The 17158-nt window shown below is 67.3% G+C and carries 14 protein-coding genes; 2 read left to right on the top strand and 12 right to left on the bottom strand.

Annotation, left to right across the window (positions count from 1 at the left end):
* Nucleotides 1-340 (top strand): oligopeptide/dipeptide ABC transporter ATP-binding protein (locus tag F9K34_RS11155; protein ID WP_291337041.1); only part of this gene is annotated, 340 nt, incomplete at its 5' end.
* Between the two features lie 7 nt (nucleotides 341-347).
* On the top strand, nucleotides 348-1880 hold the full coding sequence (locus F9K34_RS11150; RefSeq protein ID WP_291337040.1) for a M81 family metallopeptidase: 1533 nt from the start codon (nucleotides 348-350) through the stop codon (nucleotides 1878-1880).
* Nucleotides 1881-2252: 372 nt separating this feature from the next.
* Here F9K34_RS11150 and F9K34_RS11140 read toward each other — a convergent pair whose 3' ends face one another.
* From F9K34_RS11140 to F9K34_RS11085, 12 genes are all read right to left on the bottom strand, one after another.
* A complete protein-coding gene (locus F9K34_RS11140) occupies nucleotides 2253-3824 on the bottom strand; it encodes a D-aminopeptidase (RefSeq protein WP_291337039.1) in 1572 nt (523 codons plus the stop codon).
* 63 nt (nucleotides 3825-3887) lie between these two features.
* Nucleotides 3888-5402 carry an ABC transporter substrate-binding protein gene (locus tag F9K34_RS11135; protein WP_291337038.1) on the bottom strand — a complete coding sequence of 505 codons (1515 nt, stop codon included), beginning with the start codon at nucleotides 5400-5402 and terminating at the stop codon, nucleotides 3888-3890.
* A complete protein-coding gene (locus F9K34_RS11130; protein WP_291337037.1) occupies nucleotides 5399-7054 on the bottom strand; it encodes a dipeptide ABC transporter ATP-binding protein in 1656 nt (551 codons plus the stop codon). Before F9K34_RS11130 ends, F9K34_RS11135 begins: the two co-directional genes overlap by 4 nt.
* Nucleotides 7051-7893, bottom strand: a complete 843-nt coding sequence (locus F9K34_RS11125; protein ID WP_291337036.1) for an ABC transporter permease — start codon at nucleotides 7891-7893, stop codon at nucleotides 7051-7053. The genes F9K34_RS11130 and F9K34_RS11125 overlap by 4 nt, the downstream gene beginning before the upstream one ends.
* Nucleotides 7890-8828, bottom strand: coding sequence for an ABC transporter permease (locus tag F9K34_RS11120; RefSeq protein WP_291337035.1), 939 nt, complete (start codon nucleotides 8826-8828; stop codon nucleotides 7890-7892). The genes F9K34_RS11125 and F9K34_RS11120 overlap by 4 nt, the downstream gene beginning before the upstream one ends.
* 76 nt (nucleotides 8829-8904) lie before the next feature.
* Nucleotides 8905-10719, bottom strand: coding sequence for an ABC transporter ATP-binding protein (locus tag F9K34_RS11115; RefSeq protein WP_291337034.1), 1815 nt, complete (start codon nucleotides 10717-10719; stop codon nucleotides 8905-8907).
* The gene (locus F9K34_RS11110; protein ID WP_291337033.1) at nucleotides 10716-11675 is read right to left on the bottom strand and encodes an acetamidase/formamidase family protein; all 960 of its coding nucleotides are present in this window, start codon (nucleotides 11673-11675) and stop codon (nucleotides 10716-10718) included. The genes F9K34_RS11115 and F9K34_RS11110 overlap by 4 nt, the downstream gene beginning before the upstream one ends.
* A gap of 4 nt (nucleotides 11676-11679) precedes the next feature.
* Nucleotides 11680-13299 (bottom strand): ABC transporter substrate-binding protein, encoded by a 1620-nt coding sequence (locus F9K34_RS11105; RefSeq protein WP_291337032.1) that lies wholly within the window; start codon nucleotides 13297-13299, stop codon nucleotides 11680-11682.
* Between the two features lie 48 nt (nucleotides 13300-13347).
* A complete protein-coding gene (locus F9K34_RS11100; RefSeq protein WP_291337031.1) occupies nucleotides 13348-14268 on the bottom strand; it encodes an ABC transporter permease in 921 nt (306 codons plus the stop codon).
* On the bottom strand, nucleotides 14268-15149 hold the full coding sequence (locus F9K34_RS11095; RefSeq protein ID WP_291337030.1) for an ABC transporter permease: 882 nt from the start codon (nucleotides 15147-15149) through the stop codon (nucleotides 14268-14270). The genes F9K34_RS11100 and F9K34_RS11095 overlap by 1 nt, the downstream gene beginning before the upstream one ends.
* The gene (locus tag F9K34_RS11090; protein ID WP_291337029.1) at nucleotides 15142-15744 is read right to left on the bottom strand and encodes an ANTAR domain-containing response regulator; all 603 of its coding nucleotides are present in this window, start codon (nucleotides 15742-15744) and stop codon (nucleotides 15142-15144) included. Before F9K34_RS11090 ends, F9K34_RS11095 begins: the two co-directional genes overlap by 8 nt.
* The gene (locus tag F9K34_RS11085; protein WP_291337028.1) at nucleotides 15741-16835 is read right to left on the bottom strand and encodes a transporter substrate-binding protein; all 1095 of its coding nucleotides are present in this window, start codon (nucleotides 16833-16835) and stop codon (nucleotides 15741-15743) included. The genes F9K34_RS11090 and F9K34_RS11085 overlap by 4 nt, the downstream gene beginning before the upstream one ends.
* Between the last annotated feature and the right edge of the window lie 323 nt (nucleotides 16836-17158).

Below are 17158 nucleotides of genomic sequence, written 5' to 3'. Positions count from 1 at the left end.
GACCTATCTGTTCATCAGCCACGACCTCGGGCTGGTGCGCTATTTCTGCGACAGGATCATGGTGATGTATCTGGGATCGGTGGTCGAGGTGCTGCCCGACCCCCGCACAGCACCCCGCCACCCCTACACGCAGGCGCTGATGCAGTCGAACTTCGCCCCCGATCCGGCCCGCCGCCGCGTGATCGAGCCGCTTAAGGGTGAGATTCCCAGCCCCTTCGCCCTGCCGCCGGGGTGCGCCTTTGCCGCGCGCTGTCCGCGCGCCTCTGATCTCTGCCGCCGCCAGCCTCCCGCGCTTGACGATGACGCGACCCACCCGGTGGCCTGTTTCCACCCGCTTTGAAAGGCCCATGCCCATGCCCTTCCACGTTCTGACAGGTGCTTTCGTCCATGAAAGCAACACCTTCAAGAAGGGCGAGACGACGCTTCAGGATTTCCGCGATGATGTGTTCGACCTGGGGCAGGCTGCCGTCGACCGCTTCGGCGACGTGAACGACGAACTGGCGGGCTTTCTCGATGCTGGTCGCGAGGCGGGTTGGCAGGTTTCGCATACCGTTTCGGCCCATGCCACGCCCGGCGCAACCGTCTCGCGCGAGGCGTTCGACCACATCGCCGGCCTCATCTGCGACGCGGCGCGGGAACATCGGGCCACGCTGGATGGCATCCTGCTGTCGCTGCACGGCTCGATGGTGCCCAGCTTCTGCGAGGACGGGGAAGGGGAGCTCCTGCGCCGCCTGCGGGAAATCGTCGGACCGGATCTGCCCATCGCCGTCACGCTGGACCTTCATGCCATGGTGACGCCCGCGATGGTCGAACTGGCGCAGATCCTCGTCAGCTACAAGACCTATCCCCACATCGACATGCGCGAAATCGGCCTGCAGGCGGGCCGCATTCTGGACAGGGCCATGCGCGGCGACGTCCGCCCGCGCACGCTGCGCGTCCATGTGCCGATGCTGGACGAGGCCAACGCCGGCCGCACCGACGTGCCCGAAACCGCAGCACTTTACGCCCGCGCCCGCGCGCATGAGGACGAGCCGGGCATTCTGGCCGTGTCCATCAACGCCGGGTTTTCCGAAGCCGACATCACCGAGATGGGGCCGACGGTCCTGGTCACGAATGACGACGGTGGCGGCGGGCGGGCGCTGGATATCGCCACAGGTCTGGCGCGCAGCATCTGGGACGGACGCGGCAAGGTCGCGAACACCTTCCTGACGCCGGCGGAGGCTGCCGCGCAGGCCCGCGACTTCGACCCCGCCGGGGGACCGCTGGTGATCGCCGATTATGCCGACAATCCCGGCGCCGGCGCCTATGGCGATGCGACCGCCTTGCTCGAGGCCCTGCTCGAGGCCGGTGCGGCGCCAGGCGCCTTTGCCCCCATGATCGATGCAGAGGCGGCGGCGATTCTGCACCGCCACAAGGTCGGCGACCGCGTGACGCTGGATCTTGGCGGCAAGAACGATCCCTCCTTCGGTGGCAGCCCGCTGCGCCTGACCGGCGAAGTCATGCATCTTTCGGACGGCGTTTATACCGGCGACGGTCCCATTCTGGGCGGCATCACCCACAGCTTCGGCCCGACGGCGGTTTTCCGTGTCCAGGGGATTGGCATTCTGGTGGTGACGCTTCCCGGCCAGATGCTGGACCTTCAGCAGGTCCGCGCCTTCGGCATCGAACCCGCACGCCAGCGCTTTCTGGTCGTCAAGTCGATGCAGCATTTCCGCGCCGCCTTCGAACCGGTCGCCGGCCGCGTCATCGTCTGCGACACCGGAGCGCTCGCCACCCCGCAGGCGCATCTGCGACCCTATGTGCGCGTGCGTCGCCCGGTCTGGCCCCTTGATCGCAATGATGCCTTTCCGAGTCCCGGACACGCAAGCGAAGAAGCATGATGCTTTCCTGCCGCTGACCTGCTGCCCGTTCTCCGGAGCGCGCTTGGCTGGAATTTTCCAGTCTGGGATCGGACCAAATCGGACTGTGACGCAAGCGACGCGTTGGCGACCGCTGGTCTCCGGGACGAGAAAACCAGAACAGGCGTTGCCGACGGAAATCCTACAGCAATCTTGGGATCACTTACCTTGCCATGAAGGTGCTGTTCGGCATGACGCTCCGGCAGCCGACCGGCTTCGGCGCGCTCCGCCGCGCCGGAAGGCGCTGGCCGTGAACATCGCCTGTCGCGGCCGCAAGAAACACGCCTGGCGCAAATGCCTCGGTCGCGCACCCTGGCGACGATGGAGCGGCTTCGGCCTCTGCGATCGGGCGAGCTACGCCGCGCCTGAACTGCGCCGCGTGTACGAGACCCCGCGCGCGAGCCAGCAGCCGAGGGTCAGGCCATTGATCCTGCCCGCCGCGTCGCGTCGGATGATCGCCGTCCAGTCGCCGGGCGCCGGCGCGTCCATCGACCGCCGGGTGGCGACGACCCAGACGTCCTTGCCGGCGGGTTCCATCCGCTCCATGCGTCCCACGCCCAGCAGGCCTTCGAAGCGGGCGAAGGCGGCGCCGTCCCGGGCCTCGATGACCAGATCGGCTTCGAGTTCGGCCGAGGCATAGCGGCCGGCGATTTCCCTGACTTCGCCGGTCTCCGCGAGCGGCAGGGGGGTGAGCTTCGGCGCCGTATTGTCGCGCGGGCGCGTCATTTGCATCGCTTCGCCCTGACGCGACAGGATGACCCCGGGCGCGGCGAGGGTGCCGTCGGCGGAGAGCGTGACGGTTTCGCCCCCGGTCGCATAGGAGACGGTCGCGTTGCGGCGGCCGGATTCGATCAGCACCAGCAGCCCGTCATCGGCGAGCCACTGGCCATCCCAGCCGTCAGGGATCGGGGCGGATTCGGGCGTCTTCTGGCCGAGCGCGGCCTCGATCAGCGATCGAGCCGCGCCGTAGGTGTCGCTTTCGTGGTTGAAGATCACGACCACCGACAGCCGGGCGTCGCGCGCGTTCAGACGCTGGGCCCGGAAGCCGCGCAGCGCCCCGGCATGGCCGGTGAACGCCAGTCCGGCGATTTCGTGCCGGGCAAGGCCGTAGCCGTAGGTCGCCGGCGTCCCGTCGGAATAGGTCGGCTGCACCGAAACCCGCCGGTAAAGGCCGCTTTCATCCTCGCGGGTGGCGTCGATCCAGCGCTCATAGGCGAGCATGTCGTCAAGCGAGGCGGAGATGCCGGCGTCGCCGATCCAGAAGATCGCATTGTCCGCCGGGAAGAACCCGGTCGCATCGTTGCCCTCGTAGCCCACCACGCCGTCCTCGGGGTAACGGGTGTCCGAGGTCAGGACGGCGGTCTTCATCCCCGCCGGCCCCCAGACATGGCGGCGGTAGAGGGTTTCGAGATCCTCGCCCGTCTCGGCCTCGATGAGTTCCGAGACGATGCGGTAGTTGCAGTTGCAGTAGGAATAGGCGGTGCCGGGCGGGAAGTGGCCGGTCTTCATCCGCGCGATGAGCGGCAACGCATCCTCGCGGGCAAAGACCTGTTCGGCCCTGGCCCCCTGCAGCACGGTCAGAGCCCAGTAGTCGCGCAACCCCGACTGGTTGTCGCAAAGCTGGCGCAGAGTGGGCAGGGGTCCGGTGAACTTCGGCAGGTAATCCGCGATCCTGCCGTCCAGCCGGGCCGGGTCGTCCACAGAGGCCAACAGGACCTGACAGGTGAACTGCTTGGAGATGGAGCAGATCGGCAGCCGGGTCGCCCGCGTCATCGGCGCGGCGGTATCGAGGTTCGCATAGCCCCAGGCGCGGGTCGCGACCACCTTGCCGTCCTTGACGACGCCGGCCACGCCGCCGGGGCCGGGATAGCGCTTGGGCAGCGCGTCGAGCGCGGTTTCAAGCGCGGGAAGGTCGATTTCGGTCATGTCGCATGTCCTCCTGGGACGGGTGGGACGCGGCGGCCCGCAGACGGGGCCGCCGCGCGCTGCTCAGTAGGTCTTCTTCGTCTCTTCAAGGAAGAAGCGGCCCAACGGGTTCTGGCCGAAGTTCTCCACTCCCTTGCGGGTCACGCTGATGTAGGGGCTGTAGTAGAGGTCGATCCAGTGGACATCGGCCTTGGCGAGCTTCTGGATCTGCGCATACATCGCCTCACGCTTCGCCGCGTCCATCACGAGCCGGGCGTCGGCGACAAGTTGCTTGACCTCGTCGTTCTGGTAGCGGGTCATGTAGTTCATGTTCACGTCATGGCCCAGAACGAAGGTCGTCTTCTGGTCGGGATCGAGGATGTCGTTCGTCCAGTACATCACCGACAGGTCGTAGTCGCCGTTGATCAGCATGTCCCAGGTCTGGCTCGGGTCCATCTTCTGGAGGTTGAGCGTGATTCCGACATTGCCCAGTTGCTGTTGCAGGAGAACGGCGATCTGTTCATCGACCTCGTTGCCGGCGTTGACGACATAGTCGAGGCTGATGTCGCCGACGGCCGCCTCGGCCAAGAGAGTCTTGGCCTTTTCCGGGTCGAAGTCGCGCGCGCCGTTGTCGTCGCTGTGATAGAGCGCGCCCTTCGGGATGTAGGAATTCGCCACCTCGCCGATGCCGAAGGTCACGGTGTCGACGATCGCCTTCTTATCGATGGCGTAGTCGATCGCCTCGCGCACTTTCACGTTGTCGAGCGGCGCGTGTTCCTGGTTCATCAGCAGGTGATCCTCGCGGGTCGAGGGATCGACGACCACGTTCAGGTTCGCGTCCTTCTTCAGTTCCTCAACGCGCGAGAAGGGGACATAGATCGCGGCGTCGAGTTCGCCCGCCTGGACCGCCAGCATCCGCGTGTTGTCGTCGGGCATGGAGATCCACTCGACCCCGTCGAGGCTCACGTTGGCGGCATCCCAGTAGTTGGGGTTCTTCTTCAGGATCACCCGGTCACCGCGGCGCCATTCGTCCACCGTGAAGGCGCCCGATCCGACCGGCTTCTCGGCAAAGGCCTCTTCGCCCATGCCTTCCATCGCCGCCTTCGAGATGATCGAGGCGCCGGGCATGGCGAGCGTCGAGAGGAACGGCGCCGAGGGGCCGTCGAGGGTGATCACCAGGGTCCGGGCGTCCGGCGTCTGCATGTCCTTGATGATCTTGTAGCTGTCCGACCAGAGCGACAGTTCGCTGTCGCGGATCCGGGTCAGCGAATAGGCGGCATCCTCGGAGGTGACGGGGGAGCCGTCGGAGAACTTGGCGTCGCGCAGGTGGAAGGTGTAGGTCAGCGCGTCGTCCGAGACTTCCCAGCTTTCCGCAAGGCCCGGCAGCAAGGTCTGCCCCGCATTGTCCACGCGCACCAGCACGTCGAAGACGTTCGAGAACACCCAGAAGTCGATGTTCTGTGCCGTCGCGATCGGGTCGAAAGTGGAACTGTCCTCGCGCCGGCCGATGGTCAGCACGCCCTGCGCCTCGGCGACGGAGACAAGCGCGGTTGTCATGGCGAGGCCGAGGATGGCCGCGCGGCTGAGGTTCTTCATCATGTCGCATACTCCTGTTGGGTTAAGGGTTGGCCGCCGTTGAGGGGGCGATCCGGGTTTATGTCGGGAATGGCCGCGATCAGCGCGGCGGTGTAGGAGCGTTCGGGCCGGTGGAGGACCCGGGCCGAGGGGCCGTCCTCGACGATCTCGCCGTGGCGCATGACGACGACGCGCTCGCACAGGTTGCGGACGATGGCGAGGTCGTGGGCGATGAAGATCAGCGTCAAGCCGGTGCGCCGCGTCAGGTCGCGGAACAGATCGACGATCTGCGCCTGGATCGTCACGTCGAGTGCCGCAACGCATTCATCGGCGATGATGACGCGCGGATTGACCGCCAGCGCTCGCGCGATCCCGGCCCTCTGGCATTGCCCGCCCGACAGGCTGCGAGGCCGGCGCGCAGCAAAGCTGCGGTTCAGTCCCACGAGGTCAAGCAGTTCACCGATCCGCGCGGCGATCCTGCCGCGCGGCGTTTCGCCTTGCGTCCTGAGGACCTCTGCCAGCGTCTGCCCGACGGTCATGCGCGGATTGAGCGAGTTGAACGGATCCTGGAACACCATTGCCGCATCGCTGCGCAGGTGTTTCAGCGTCTTGTCCCGCTCCTTGGTCAGAACACTGCCGTCGAAGGTGATGTCTCCCCCGCTCACCCGCGTCAGGCCCAGCATCGCCCGGGCGAGGGTGCTCTTGCCCGAACCGCTTTCGCCGACGATCCCCACCGTCTCGCCCGGCCAGATGCGCAGGCTGACGCCCTTCACGGCGCGCACCTCGCGGTGGCCGGTCAGGAAGCCGCCGCCCATCGGGAAGCTGACGTCGAGACCGTCGATCTCGAAGATCGGTCGGCGGTCGTGCGGATGGGTTTCCGGCGCGTCCTCGGGATGCGGCATCGAGGGGTGCGAGGCGATGAGTTCGCGGGTATAGGCGTGCTGCGGTTCGGCCAGCAGCGCCCGCTTCGCGCCGGTCTCGACCACCTTTCCGTGACGCATCACCGCGATCCGGTCGCAGGTCTGCGCGACGACGCCAAGGTCATGGGTGATGAGGATGATCGACAGCCCGCGCCGGTCGCGCAGTTCCATCAGCAGCCGCAGGATCTGGGCCTGCACCGTCACGTCGAGCGCCGTGGTCGGCTCGTCCGCGATCAGGATTTCGGGATCGCAGGCAAGTGCGACGGCGATCATCGCGCGCTGACGCATCCCGCCAGAGAACTGGTGCGCGTAGGAGGCGAAGGCGTGCGCCGGGTCGGGGAAGCCGACCTGCGTCAGCAGGGAAATCGCCTCGGCCCTGGCGGCCCGGTCATCAAGGCCCTTGTGACGCGCCAACCCCTCGCGGATCTGGTTGCCGATCGTCATCACCGGGTCGAGGTGACTTGTCGGGTTCTGGAAGATCATCCCGATCCGCCGCCCCCGGATCGCTCCCATGTCGCGGCCAAGAATCTCGTCGCCGTCCAGCCGCACGCTGCCTTCGGTGACATGCAGCTTGCGCGAGGGCATCAGGCCGATGACGGTGCGGCAGAGCAGGCTCTTGCCCGACCCGCTCTCGCCCACCAGTCCAAGGATCTCGCCCCGCGTCAGGGTCAGCGAGACGCCTTCGAGCAGGGGGCGCTCCTCCTGATGGTCCCGGAAGGCGACCGAGAGGCCGGCGATCTCCAGATGCGCGCTCATTCGTGCACCCCGAGGAGGTCGGCCAGCGCATCGCCCGTCAGCGAGAATCCGAAGGCGAGCGTCACGATCGCAAGGCCGGGGAAGAGCGTGATCCACCAGGCCTGGGTGATGAAGCCCTGCGCCTCGGCGACCATGACACCCCATTCCGCGACGGGCGGCTGCACGCCGAGGCCGAGGTAGCTGATCGCGGCCCCGTTCAGGAGCACCAGCACCGCGTCGGACATGACGAAGACGAGCGAGCCCGCTAGCGCATTCGGCAACAGGTGGCGGAACATGATCCGCAGCCGGGAAAAGCCGAGGCTGGCGGCGGCCACGGCGAAATCCTGGGTCTTCAGCACCAGGATCTGCGCCCGGATCAGCCGGGCGTAGCTGACCCAGCCGACCAGCGCCATGGCGATGTAGAAGCTGCCCAGGCCGGGACCGAGGATGGCGATGATCGACAGCATCAGCACCAGGAAGGGGAAGGCCAGGACCACGTCGATGATCCGCATGAAGAGCGTATCGACCCAGCCGCCGAAAAAGCCCGCGATGGTGCCGATGCCGGTGCCGATCAGGAAGGGAAAGATGACCCCGATCACCGCGATCTGAAGGTCGATCCGGGCGCCCCAGATCACGCGGGACAGCACGTCGCGGCCGAAGTTGTCGGTGCCGAAGGGATGCGCCAACGAGGGCGGTTGCAGCTTCACGGCGGCGTCCTGGAAGATGGGGTCATAGGGGGCGACGAGGGGCGCGAGGAGTGCCATCGCCACGAAGGCGCCAAGGATCGAAAGCCCCGTCAGCAGCATCGGCCTGCGCCCGAAGCGGGCGCTCCAGCGTGGGGAAAGCGTGGTCGCGGTCACAGCTCCACCCTCGGGTCCAGAGCGACGGTCACGACATCGGCGAGGAAGTTGATGAGCACGGTCGCCACGGCGAAGGTCAGCGCCACGCCCTGCACGACCATGTAGTCGCGGCTGAAGATGCCCCTGACCATGAGTTGCCCGAGGCCCGGCACCGCGAAGACGCTTTCGACCACGACGGTTCCGCCAATCAGCCAGCCGACGTTGATCGCCAGGAGGTTGACCGTCGGTACCAGCGCGTTCGGCACGACATGGCGCCAGAAGACCACGCTTTCGGGCATCCCGCGCGCCCGCGCCGCCACGGCCACGTCGGAGGAGAGCCCCGCGATCATCCCGGCACGGAGCGACCGGGTGATGACCGCCGAGAGCGAGAGGGCGATGGTGAGGCCGGGCAGGATCAGGTGAAGGAGCTTGTCGCCAAGGCTGTCGCCGTAGCCCGAGACCGGCAGCCAGTCGAGCCGCACCGCGAAGAGGATGATCAGCATCGCCCCCAGCCAGAACGACGGAAAGCCGATCCCGGCGGTCGAGACGATGCGGATCGCGTGATCCGCCGCCGTACCCTGCCGCCGCGCGGAGATCGCGGCGAAGGGAACCGCGATCACCAGCGCCAGCACCACGCCCGCGACCACCAGCGCGAGCGTCGGCTCGATCCGGGTGACGATCAGTTTCAGCGTGTCGACCTTGTAGAGCGTCGACTTCCCCATCTCGCCCGCCGCGAGATTCTTCAGGAAGTAGAGGTACTGAACCCAGATCGGCTCATCGAGCCCGTATTGCGCGCGGATGTTGGCGATGGCGGTCGGGGTCGCGCGGGTGCCGAGCAGGATGCGCGCCGGATCGCCGGGGATGAGCCGGACGAGGACGAAGGTGATGACCGAAATCCCGAAAAGAACGGGGATGAGCTGGAAGGGGCGGACCAGGACGAAACGGTAACGGCGCATCAGAAGGCTCCCGTTGGCGCGGCGACGGGGCAGGGCGCCGCTGCCGGCCGGAAGAAGACGGGGCAGTTCCTGCCTTTCACGCCGCCACCCCCTCCGCCACAGCATCCGCCGCCACCAGGTGCCCGCCGCCGACGTCGCGCAGGACAAGGCGCTGGGGCCCTCTGCCGACGGGATGGATCGGGCTCGGCACCTCGCCGGACAGGCGCGGGCCTGGCGGGCGCACATGGGCCGGGTCGGGTACCGGCACCGCCTCGATCAGCCGGCGGGTATAGGGGTGCCGCGGATTGCCGAAGATCTGGGCGCGGGTGCCCATCTCGACGATCTGGCCCAGATACATGACGGCGAGCCGGTCGGCGATGTTCTCGACCACCGCCATGTCGTGACTGATGAAGAGATAGGCGATGCCGAACTCGCGCTTGAGCGCTTCGAGCAGGTCGAGCACCCGCGCCTGCACCGAGACGTCGAGCGCCGATGTGCTTTCGTCGCAGATGATGAGCCTCGGATTGAGGGCGAGTGCACGGGCGATGCAGATCCGCTGCCGCTGACCGCCCGAGAATTCGTGCGGGTATCGCTCCACCGCCTCCGGCGGCAGGCCGACGCGCGCGAAAAGATCGGCGGCGCGGGCGCGACGCTCGGCCTCCGTGCCGATGCCGTGGATGACGAGCGGTTCTGCCACCGCTTCGCCGGCCCGCATCCGCGGGTCGAGCGCCGCCATCGGGTCCTGGAACACGATCTGCACCTGGCGCCGGATCGCCTTGCGTCCGGCCGCATCCAGCCCTTTCAGCGGGCGGCCCGCGACCTCCAGATGCCCTTCATGCGGCACGAGGCCCGCGATGGCGCGCGCGATGGTGGACTTGCCGCAGCCGGATTCCCCGACAAGCGCGAAGGTCTCACCCGCGCGGATGTCAAAGCTCACACGCTCGACGGCGTGGACGCGGTGGGTGACGCGGCCGAGAAATCCGCCCCGGATGTCGAAGCGCACATCGACCCGATCCAGCCGCGCGACGAGGGGCGGCGTGGTTTCGGGCGCGGACAGGCCCGGGCGCCGGGCGCCGTCGCCCATGCGCGGCACGGCGGCGAGAAGCTCTCGTGTATAGGCCTCGCGCGGGGCGCCGAATATCTGGCCGACGGTGCCCTGTTCGACCATGCGGCCCCCCCGCATCACGATGACGCGCTCCGCCATCTCGGCGACGACGCCCATGTCATGGGTGATGAGGATGATCGCCGTGCCCATGTCGCGCTGCAGATCGCGCAAGAGGTCAAGGACCTCGCGCTGCACGGTCACGTCGAGCGCGGTGGTCGGCTCATCCGCGATCAGGACGTCGGGTTTCAGCGCCAGCGCCATGGCGATCATCACGCGCTGGCGCATCCCGCCGGACAGTTCGTGCGGATACTGGTCGAGCCGCCGCTCCGGCTGGGCGATGCGGACCGATTTCAGCGCGGCGAGCGCCAGTGCCCGCGCCTCGGCCCTGGAGATCGCCTCATGCTCGCGCAGCGCCTCGATCAGTTGCGCGCCGATGGTCATCACCGGGTTCAGCGAGGTCATCGGTTCCTGGAAGATCATCGCGATCCGGTCGCCGCGGATGCGCCGCATGCCGGCCTCGCCGAGACGCAGCAGGTCCTTGGCCCCGAACATCACCCGCCCGGCAGAGGCACGCACCGCAGGCGGTGGCAGAAGCCCCATGATCGCGAGCGAGGTAATCGACTTGCCTGAGCCGCTCTCGCCCGCGATCGCCAGCGTCTCGCCACGGCGGAGGGTGAAGGACAGATCCTCGACCAGCGGCCGTTCGGCGCCGTCGGCGCGCACCGAGACGGCGAGCCCCTGCACCGACAGCACCGGGGTGTCGGGGGCGGTGGCCGCCCCCGGCGGAAGGTCCTCCGCGACGATCATTCGAAGACGACGCGCGGGAAGTAGAAGCTGACGACCCAGTTCGGCATGTCGACGATCTCGGATATCCTCAGATCACCGCAGGTCGAGACGAGCATATAGGCCTCGACCGCCGCCATGCCGCGCGTGGCGCAGAGGTGGTCGACCATGTAGGCCACCGCGTCGCGCGCCGCCGACATGAGGTCCGGCCCGATGCCGGTCGTCACCTCGTAGCCCTTGGCGTCGAGATGCGTCGTGACCGGGCCCGCCGTCTCGAACCGGGGCCGGGGCAGGTTCGCGCCCTTCTCCAGGTCGAGCGTCAGCACCACGTCCATCGGGCTCTCGATCGCCGTGCCGCAGACCTCGCCGTCGCCCTGGGCTGCATGGGTGTCGCCGACCGAGAAGAGCGCGCCGGCCACCTCGACCGGGAGCCAGAGGGTGCTCCCTGCCGCAAGGTCGCGGATGTCCAGGTTGCCGCCGACCCGTCGCGGCGGAACGATGGAATGCAGACCCGCCTCGGCCAGGGCGTTGCCGATCGTTCCGGTAAACGGCTTGAGCGGCACGCGCCCCTCTTTCGACCACATCGCGGGCGCCATGGTGCCGGGATCGAAGGACCAGCTGATCAGCGCCGCTTCGGTGAACTGGTCGGCGAGCAGGCCGAAGCCGGGTATATTCGCCGTCCAGCCCCAGCCGCGCCCATCCCGCGCCTGCGGCGCGAAGCTTTCGAAGGTGACCTTCATCGCATCGCCGGGCTCGGCCCCTTCGATCCAGACCGGGCCCGAGACCGGGTTGATCTTGCCGAAGTCGAGCGTCTTGACGTCCGCGACCGTGGACTGCGGGCCAAGCTGGCCCGCAGAGCTGTCATGACATTTGAACAGGATCGTCGATCCCGGTGCCACCCTTTCGACCGGGGCGATGGAGTTGTCCCAGCCGAAATGGTGTTGCGCCGCGTGGATCGTGTAGTTGCAGGCCTTGCACATGGTCTTACTCGGTAACGTAGACGTAGTCGTAGTTGACGGGGATCGAGACCGGATCGACGTAAAGGTTGTCCGCACCGCCCATGCGCTCCGATTTCATCGTGTAGCGCTCCTCGTTGAAGACCGGCACCCAGGGCGCATCGGCCATCACCTTCTGGTAGACCTGCGACCAGAGCGCGAGCCGTGCGGGATCTGCGGGGTCGTTGAAGCTGTCGGCCTTGACCGCCTCGGCATCGACCGCCTCATTGCAGTATTTCGCCCAGTTCCAGCCGCCCTCGACCGCGCCGGCGCGGCCGAGGATCGGCCCGTAGAAGTTCGACGGATCGGGGAAGTCGGCGATCCAGGCCATGCCGCCCGACCAGATCATCGGAGCGGTGCCGGCGCCGCCGGCCTCGATGACATTGGCCTGGGCGAGCGACTTGATCGCCGCCTTGATGCCGATTTCTGCCAGGTCCTGCTGAATCGCCTGGGCGATGCGCGGGTTCGGGTCGGTGTTCATGACGTAGAGCTCGGTCTCGAACCCGTCCGCCAGCCCCGCGTCCGCCATGAGCTTCCTGGCGCCTTCGACATCGTAGGGATAGCCCTGGTAGTCCTTGGAATAGCCCGGCATCGACGGCGGCAGCGGCTGGTTCGCGGGCTTGGCGCGGCCGTTGATGATCTGGACGATCCGATCCTTGTTGATCGCCATGTTGATCGCCTGGCGCACCTCGAGCTTGTCGAGCGGCGGGGTCGTGACGTTCAGCGTGATGTAGCCGGTGTGAAGCTGGCCGCCTTCCACGACACGCGCGGCCTGCGCCGGATCGGCCATGACCTCGGTGAACTTCGCCGGCGGAATGCCGTCGCCGGGGACGTCCACCTCGCCCTTCTGAAGGCGCAGCAGGGCCACGATCGGCTCTTGCCCGACCTCGAAGGTCACGCTGTCGAGATAGGGTACGCCCTCGCGCCAGTAGTCGGCGTTCTTCTCGAAGACCACCTTCTGGCCGATGGTCCAGTCCGCCAGCTTGAAGGCGCCGGTCCCGACCGGCTGCTTGCCGAAATCTCCCGCCGCCGCATCCACCGCCTCTTGCGGAACGACCGCGGCGAAGTTCAGCGCCATGACGTGCAGGAAGGTCGCGTCGGGGCGGGACAGCGTGATCTGCACCGTCGCCGGGTCGATGACCCTGACCCCCTCCAGCCCCTTTGCCGATCCGTCGGCGGCCGCGTCATAGCCGAGGATGGAGCCGAAGAAGCCCGCGCCGGGCGATTGCGTCGCCGGATCGGTGACGCGGTCGAGCGAGTATTTCACGTCCTGCGCCGTCATCTCGCGGCCGTTGTGGAACTTGACGCCCTTGCGCAGGTGGAAGGTGTAGGTCAGCCCGTCCTCGGAAAGGTCATAGCTTTCGGCCAGTCCGAGACGCAGCTCGGTCGTGCCGGGAACATAGTCCATCAGCCCGTCGAAAAGCGACTTGATCATCGACCAGTTTTGCCAGTCGTAGCCGATTGCCGGGTCGAGCGTGGCGACATCGTCCTTGTAGGTGATGACGATCCCGCCACCCGGTTTCGCGTTGGGGTCGGGCGTGTACTCTTGCGCGAACGCGGGAAGCGCGAGGCTGAGGGCGATCGCGGTGCCGGAAAGCCATTTCTTCATTCTCTCTCTCCTGTTGCTGGGGTTCTTGTTGGTTTCTGGTGGCGGGGGTCATCGCAGGCGGATGCGCGGGTCGATAAGGGGCGTGATGATGTCGGCAAGAAGGTTGCCCAGCACGATGGCGGTGGCAGACACGAGTGTGACGCCCATGATGATCGGAATGTCGACGCGCTGGATCGCCTGCCAGGCGAGCTGCCCGATGCCGGGCCAGCCGAAGACGCTTTCGACCACGACGATACCGCCCATGAAGATGCCGATGTCGATCCCGATCATAGCGACGACCGGCAGGATCGCGTTCGGCAGGGCATGGCGGAGCACGACGCGTGCGCGGCCAAGTCCCTTGGCGCGGGCGGTGCGGATGTAGTCGGCACGCAGCACGTCGATCATCGACGAGCGCATCATCCGGCTGTACCAGCCGGAGCCGAGGATGCCGAGCGTGACCGAGGGCAGGACAAGATGGGAAAAGCTGCCGTAGCCCGAGATCGGGAACCAGCTCAGCCTGACGCCGAAAATGTAGAGCAAGAGCAGTCCGACCACGAATTGCGGCGCCGAGACCGCGACGAAGCTGCCCACCATCAGCCCCTGATCGAGTGCCGATCCTCTGCGCAGCGCGGCGATGACTCCAAGCGTCAGCCCGATCAGCAGTTCGCAGAAGATGCCACCCGCCATCAGGAGCAGCGAGGCCGGCAACCGCGCCCAGATCAGCGTCGCCACATCGGTCTTCTGAAGGTAGGAGTGGCCGAGATCGCCCTGCGAGAGACCCGCCAGGTACCGGCCGAACTGCACCAGGAAGGGCTGGTCGAGGCCGAGTTGGTGGCGGATGTTCTCGACCGTCTGCGCGGTGGCCGAGCGGCCGGCGATCTGGCGCACCGGATCGGCGGGCAGGACGTAGAGCAGGAAGAAGGTGATCGCGGCGACCCCGAGCAGGATCAGGAACGCGGCGACCAGACGGCGCATCAGATAGGCTGCCATCACTCCGCCCCCCGCTGCGTCGGGTCAAGCACGTCGCGCAGCGCGTCCCCCACGAGGTTGAAGGCGAGCGCCAGGAGAAGGATCGCCGCGCCGGGAATGAAGACGAGCCAGGGGGCTGCCTGGAAGTAGGTCTGGTTCTCGAAGATGATGTTGCCCCAGGAGGGCGTCGGCGGCTGCACCCCGACGCCGAGATAGCTGAGCGTCGCTTCCAGGAGCACGGTGGTCGAGATGCCGAGCGTGCCCCAGACGATGATCATGGGCACGAGATGCGGCAGGATATGGCGAAAGAGGATGCGCGGCGTCGAGGCGCCGAGGCTGCGCTCTGCCGCGATGAATTCGCGCTCGGACAGTGCCGTCGTCTCGGTGTAGATTACCCGCGCGGTCTGGACCCAGTTCACCAGCGCGATGACCATGGCGACGATCCACAGCGATGGCGTGAAGATCGCGGCCAGGCAGATCGCCAGCAGAAGCGCCGGGAATGCCATCATCAGGTCGGTGAAGCGCATCAGCACGGCCCCGGTCCAGCCGCGGAAGAAGCCCGCCGTGACCCCGATCAGCGTGCCGATGACGAGCGCCGCGCCATTCGCCACCACGCCGATGATCAGCGAGGTGCGCGCGCCGTAGAGGATCCGGCTCAGAAGATCGCGGCCAAGCAGATCGGTGCCGAAAAGAAAGGTGCCGTTCGGGGCAAGCGGCGCGCCTTCGATCGTCAGCCCGTCGAAAAGCTGTTCGTCGGGCGAATAGGGCACGAGCCAGGGGGCGAAGACCGCGCTGAGCGTGACGACGAGGATGATCGCGATGCCGAGAAGCGCGAGCTTGCGCCGCAGCAGCCGGGACAGCGCCGTCGCGGGGGCTGGCACAGGGACGGCGGCGTCAGTCATCCGCCTCATCCCGTGCCCGGGGGCCGCCCTGCGCCGCGACCAGCCGCTCTGCCGCCGCCTCGAAGCTGATCCGCCAGGCCATCGCCATCCGGCGCAGCTGGCCATAGGCTTCGTCCTCGGTCTTGCCGAGGCTCATCATCATCGCGACCGCCCGCACCACGGTCTGCCTCTGGTCCAGCCGGCGGCGCAGCGCCTCGATCTCGGCGGCCAGCGACTGCCGCGCCTCGAAGGCCGCGCGCGCGGTCAGAAGCGCCGAGAAGGCGCCGCCGTCGCCCACCGGCTTGAGCAGTTGCGCATCCGCCCCCGCGTTCAGCGCCCATTCGATCCGGCCCGGCGCCTCGGACCCGATCAGCGCGATCATCGGCATCGGCGGATTTCCGTCCTCCCAGGGGAACTGGCGGTCGTGGCCATGATCGGCATCGAAGAAGATGAAGTCCGCAGCGATGGCCGAGGGTGGCAGGTCCGGCCAGCATTGCTCCACCACGAGGCCGATCGCGCTCAGCTGACGCTCAAGCGCCTGAACCGTGGGGTGGGGGCGGTGCAGGACGACCGCGCGCGCGCCCCCGAGGTTCCGGCTGCGGATCGGGCGCTTCATGTGACCACCCGCAGCTTCGGGCCGCCCATGGCGCGTTCGCGGCCGCGCGTCAGGTATGGGTCCCCCGCTACCCGTCCGAAGTCCCTTCTTATGTCGAACCTTCCGTTGCGCACCTGTCCGATCAGGACAGGCAGCACCGTGTGATGTGTGCACTGGTCGATGCCGATTCCGGCCGCGCTCCGATCCGCGAGCAGGGCGGAAACCGGCAGGGTCTCGGCCCCCGGGCGCTGATTGAGAAGTCGCGCCAACATCCAGACCGCCGCGTGCGCGGCTGCCTCGTGCGAGGAACCGAAGCGCTCGGGAAGCGCCGCGTCCGGAGCGCCGCGGAAATACGGACCTGCGGCGATGAGCCCCTCGGCGGCGGGACCGATGGCGGGCAGTTCGCATTCGGTCAGGTTGCAGGACAGGATCGGGCAGGTCGCGGGCCCGAAATGGGGGTCTTCGCGGCCAAGCTCCGCGTAGGCCTGAAGGAACAGGTATTGCGTCTGGCCGATCAGGTTGTTGAGGATGAAATCCGGACGGGCGGCGCGGATTTCCTCGATCATCCGGCGGATGTCGGTCGAGCCGATGGGCAGGTACCGTTCGCCCAACACGTCGCCGCCGGCCTCGGTGATGACCTCGCGGGCAAGGCGGTTCATCTCCCAGCCCCAGATGTAGTTCGAGCCGGTCAGGTACCCGCGTCGGCCGAACTGGCCGAAGGTCCAGCCCAGGAGAGGCAACAGGTGCTGGTTCGGGCAGGCATGGGTATAGACGACATGGTCCGACGCCTCGAACCCTTCATAGGGGACGACATACCAAAGCGTCGCCCGCGCACGTTCCAGCGTCGGGATGACCTCCTTCCGGCTCCACGATGTGACGCAGCCCAGGACATGCCGCGCGCCACTTTCACGCAGGATCTCGTCGCAGAGCGGCGCGTAGCGGTCGATGTTGCCGCCGGGGTCGCGCTCCACCGGGACAAGGCTGATATCCATCCCGGGATCGCCGTTCACCTCGGCCACGGCAGTCAGCACGCCGGTCCGGCACGCTTCGGAGATCAGCGAATAGCTCCCGTAGCGCGAGTAGAGAAGGCCAAGGTCGATGCGCCGCTTCATCCCACCCCAAAGCAAGAAAGCCCCGAATTCCCGTCAGGGCGCAAATGCGCAGATCGGGAATCGAGGCTCGGCTGCCAGATATGTGCTCCCAATCAGAAGGCTTCACGGCGCTGCGGTCAAGTCCCCGATATCGGCAGGTCGTTGGTCGGCCAATGAACCGGCAGCCGCCGTCGCGCGCACGGAGGCCTTCGTCAGAGCCGGCCCCTGTTCCGCCAAACGGCGACGGCATGATCGAGGCGTGGCGCGCAGGAGATGCAGTATGTCGCACGCGACACCGTCTCCTGCGCCCGTCCCGAACGCATCCGCGTGCGACATACTGCATC

It is taken from the genome of Albidovulum sp. (assembly GCF_008933605.1).
Lineage (GTDB): Bacteria > Pseudomonadota > Alphaproteobacteria > Rhodobacterales > Rhodobacteraceae > Albidovulum.
The sequence above is the reverse complement of the archived record's forward strand: the minus strand, read 5'-3'. Positions and strand labels throughout refer to the sequence as shown.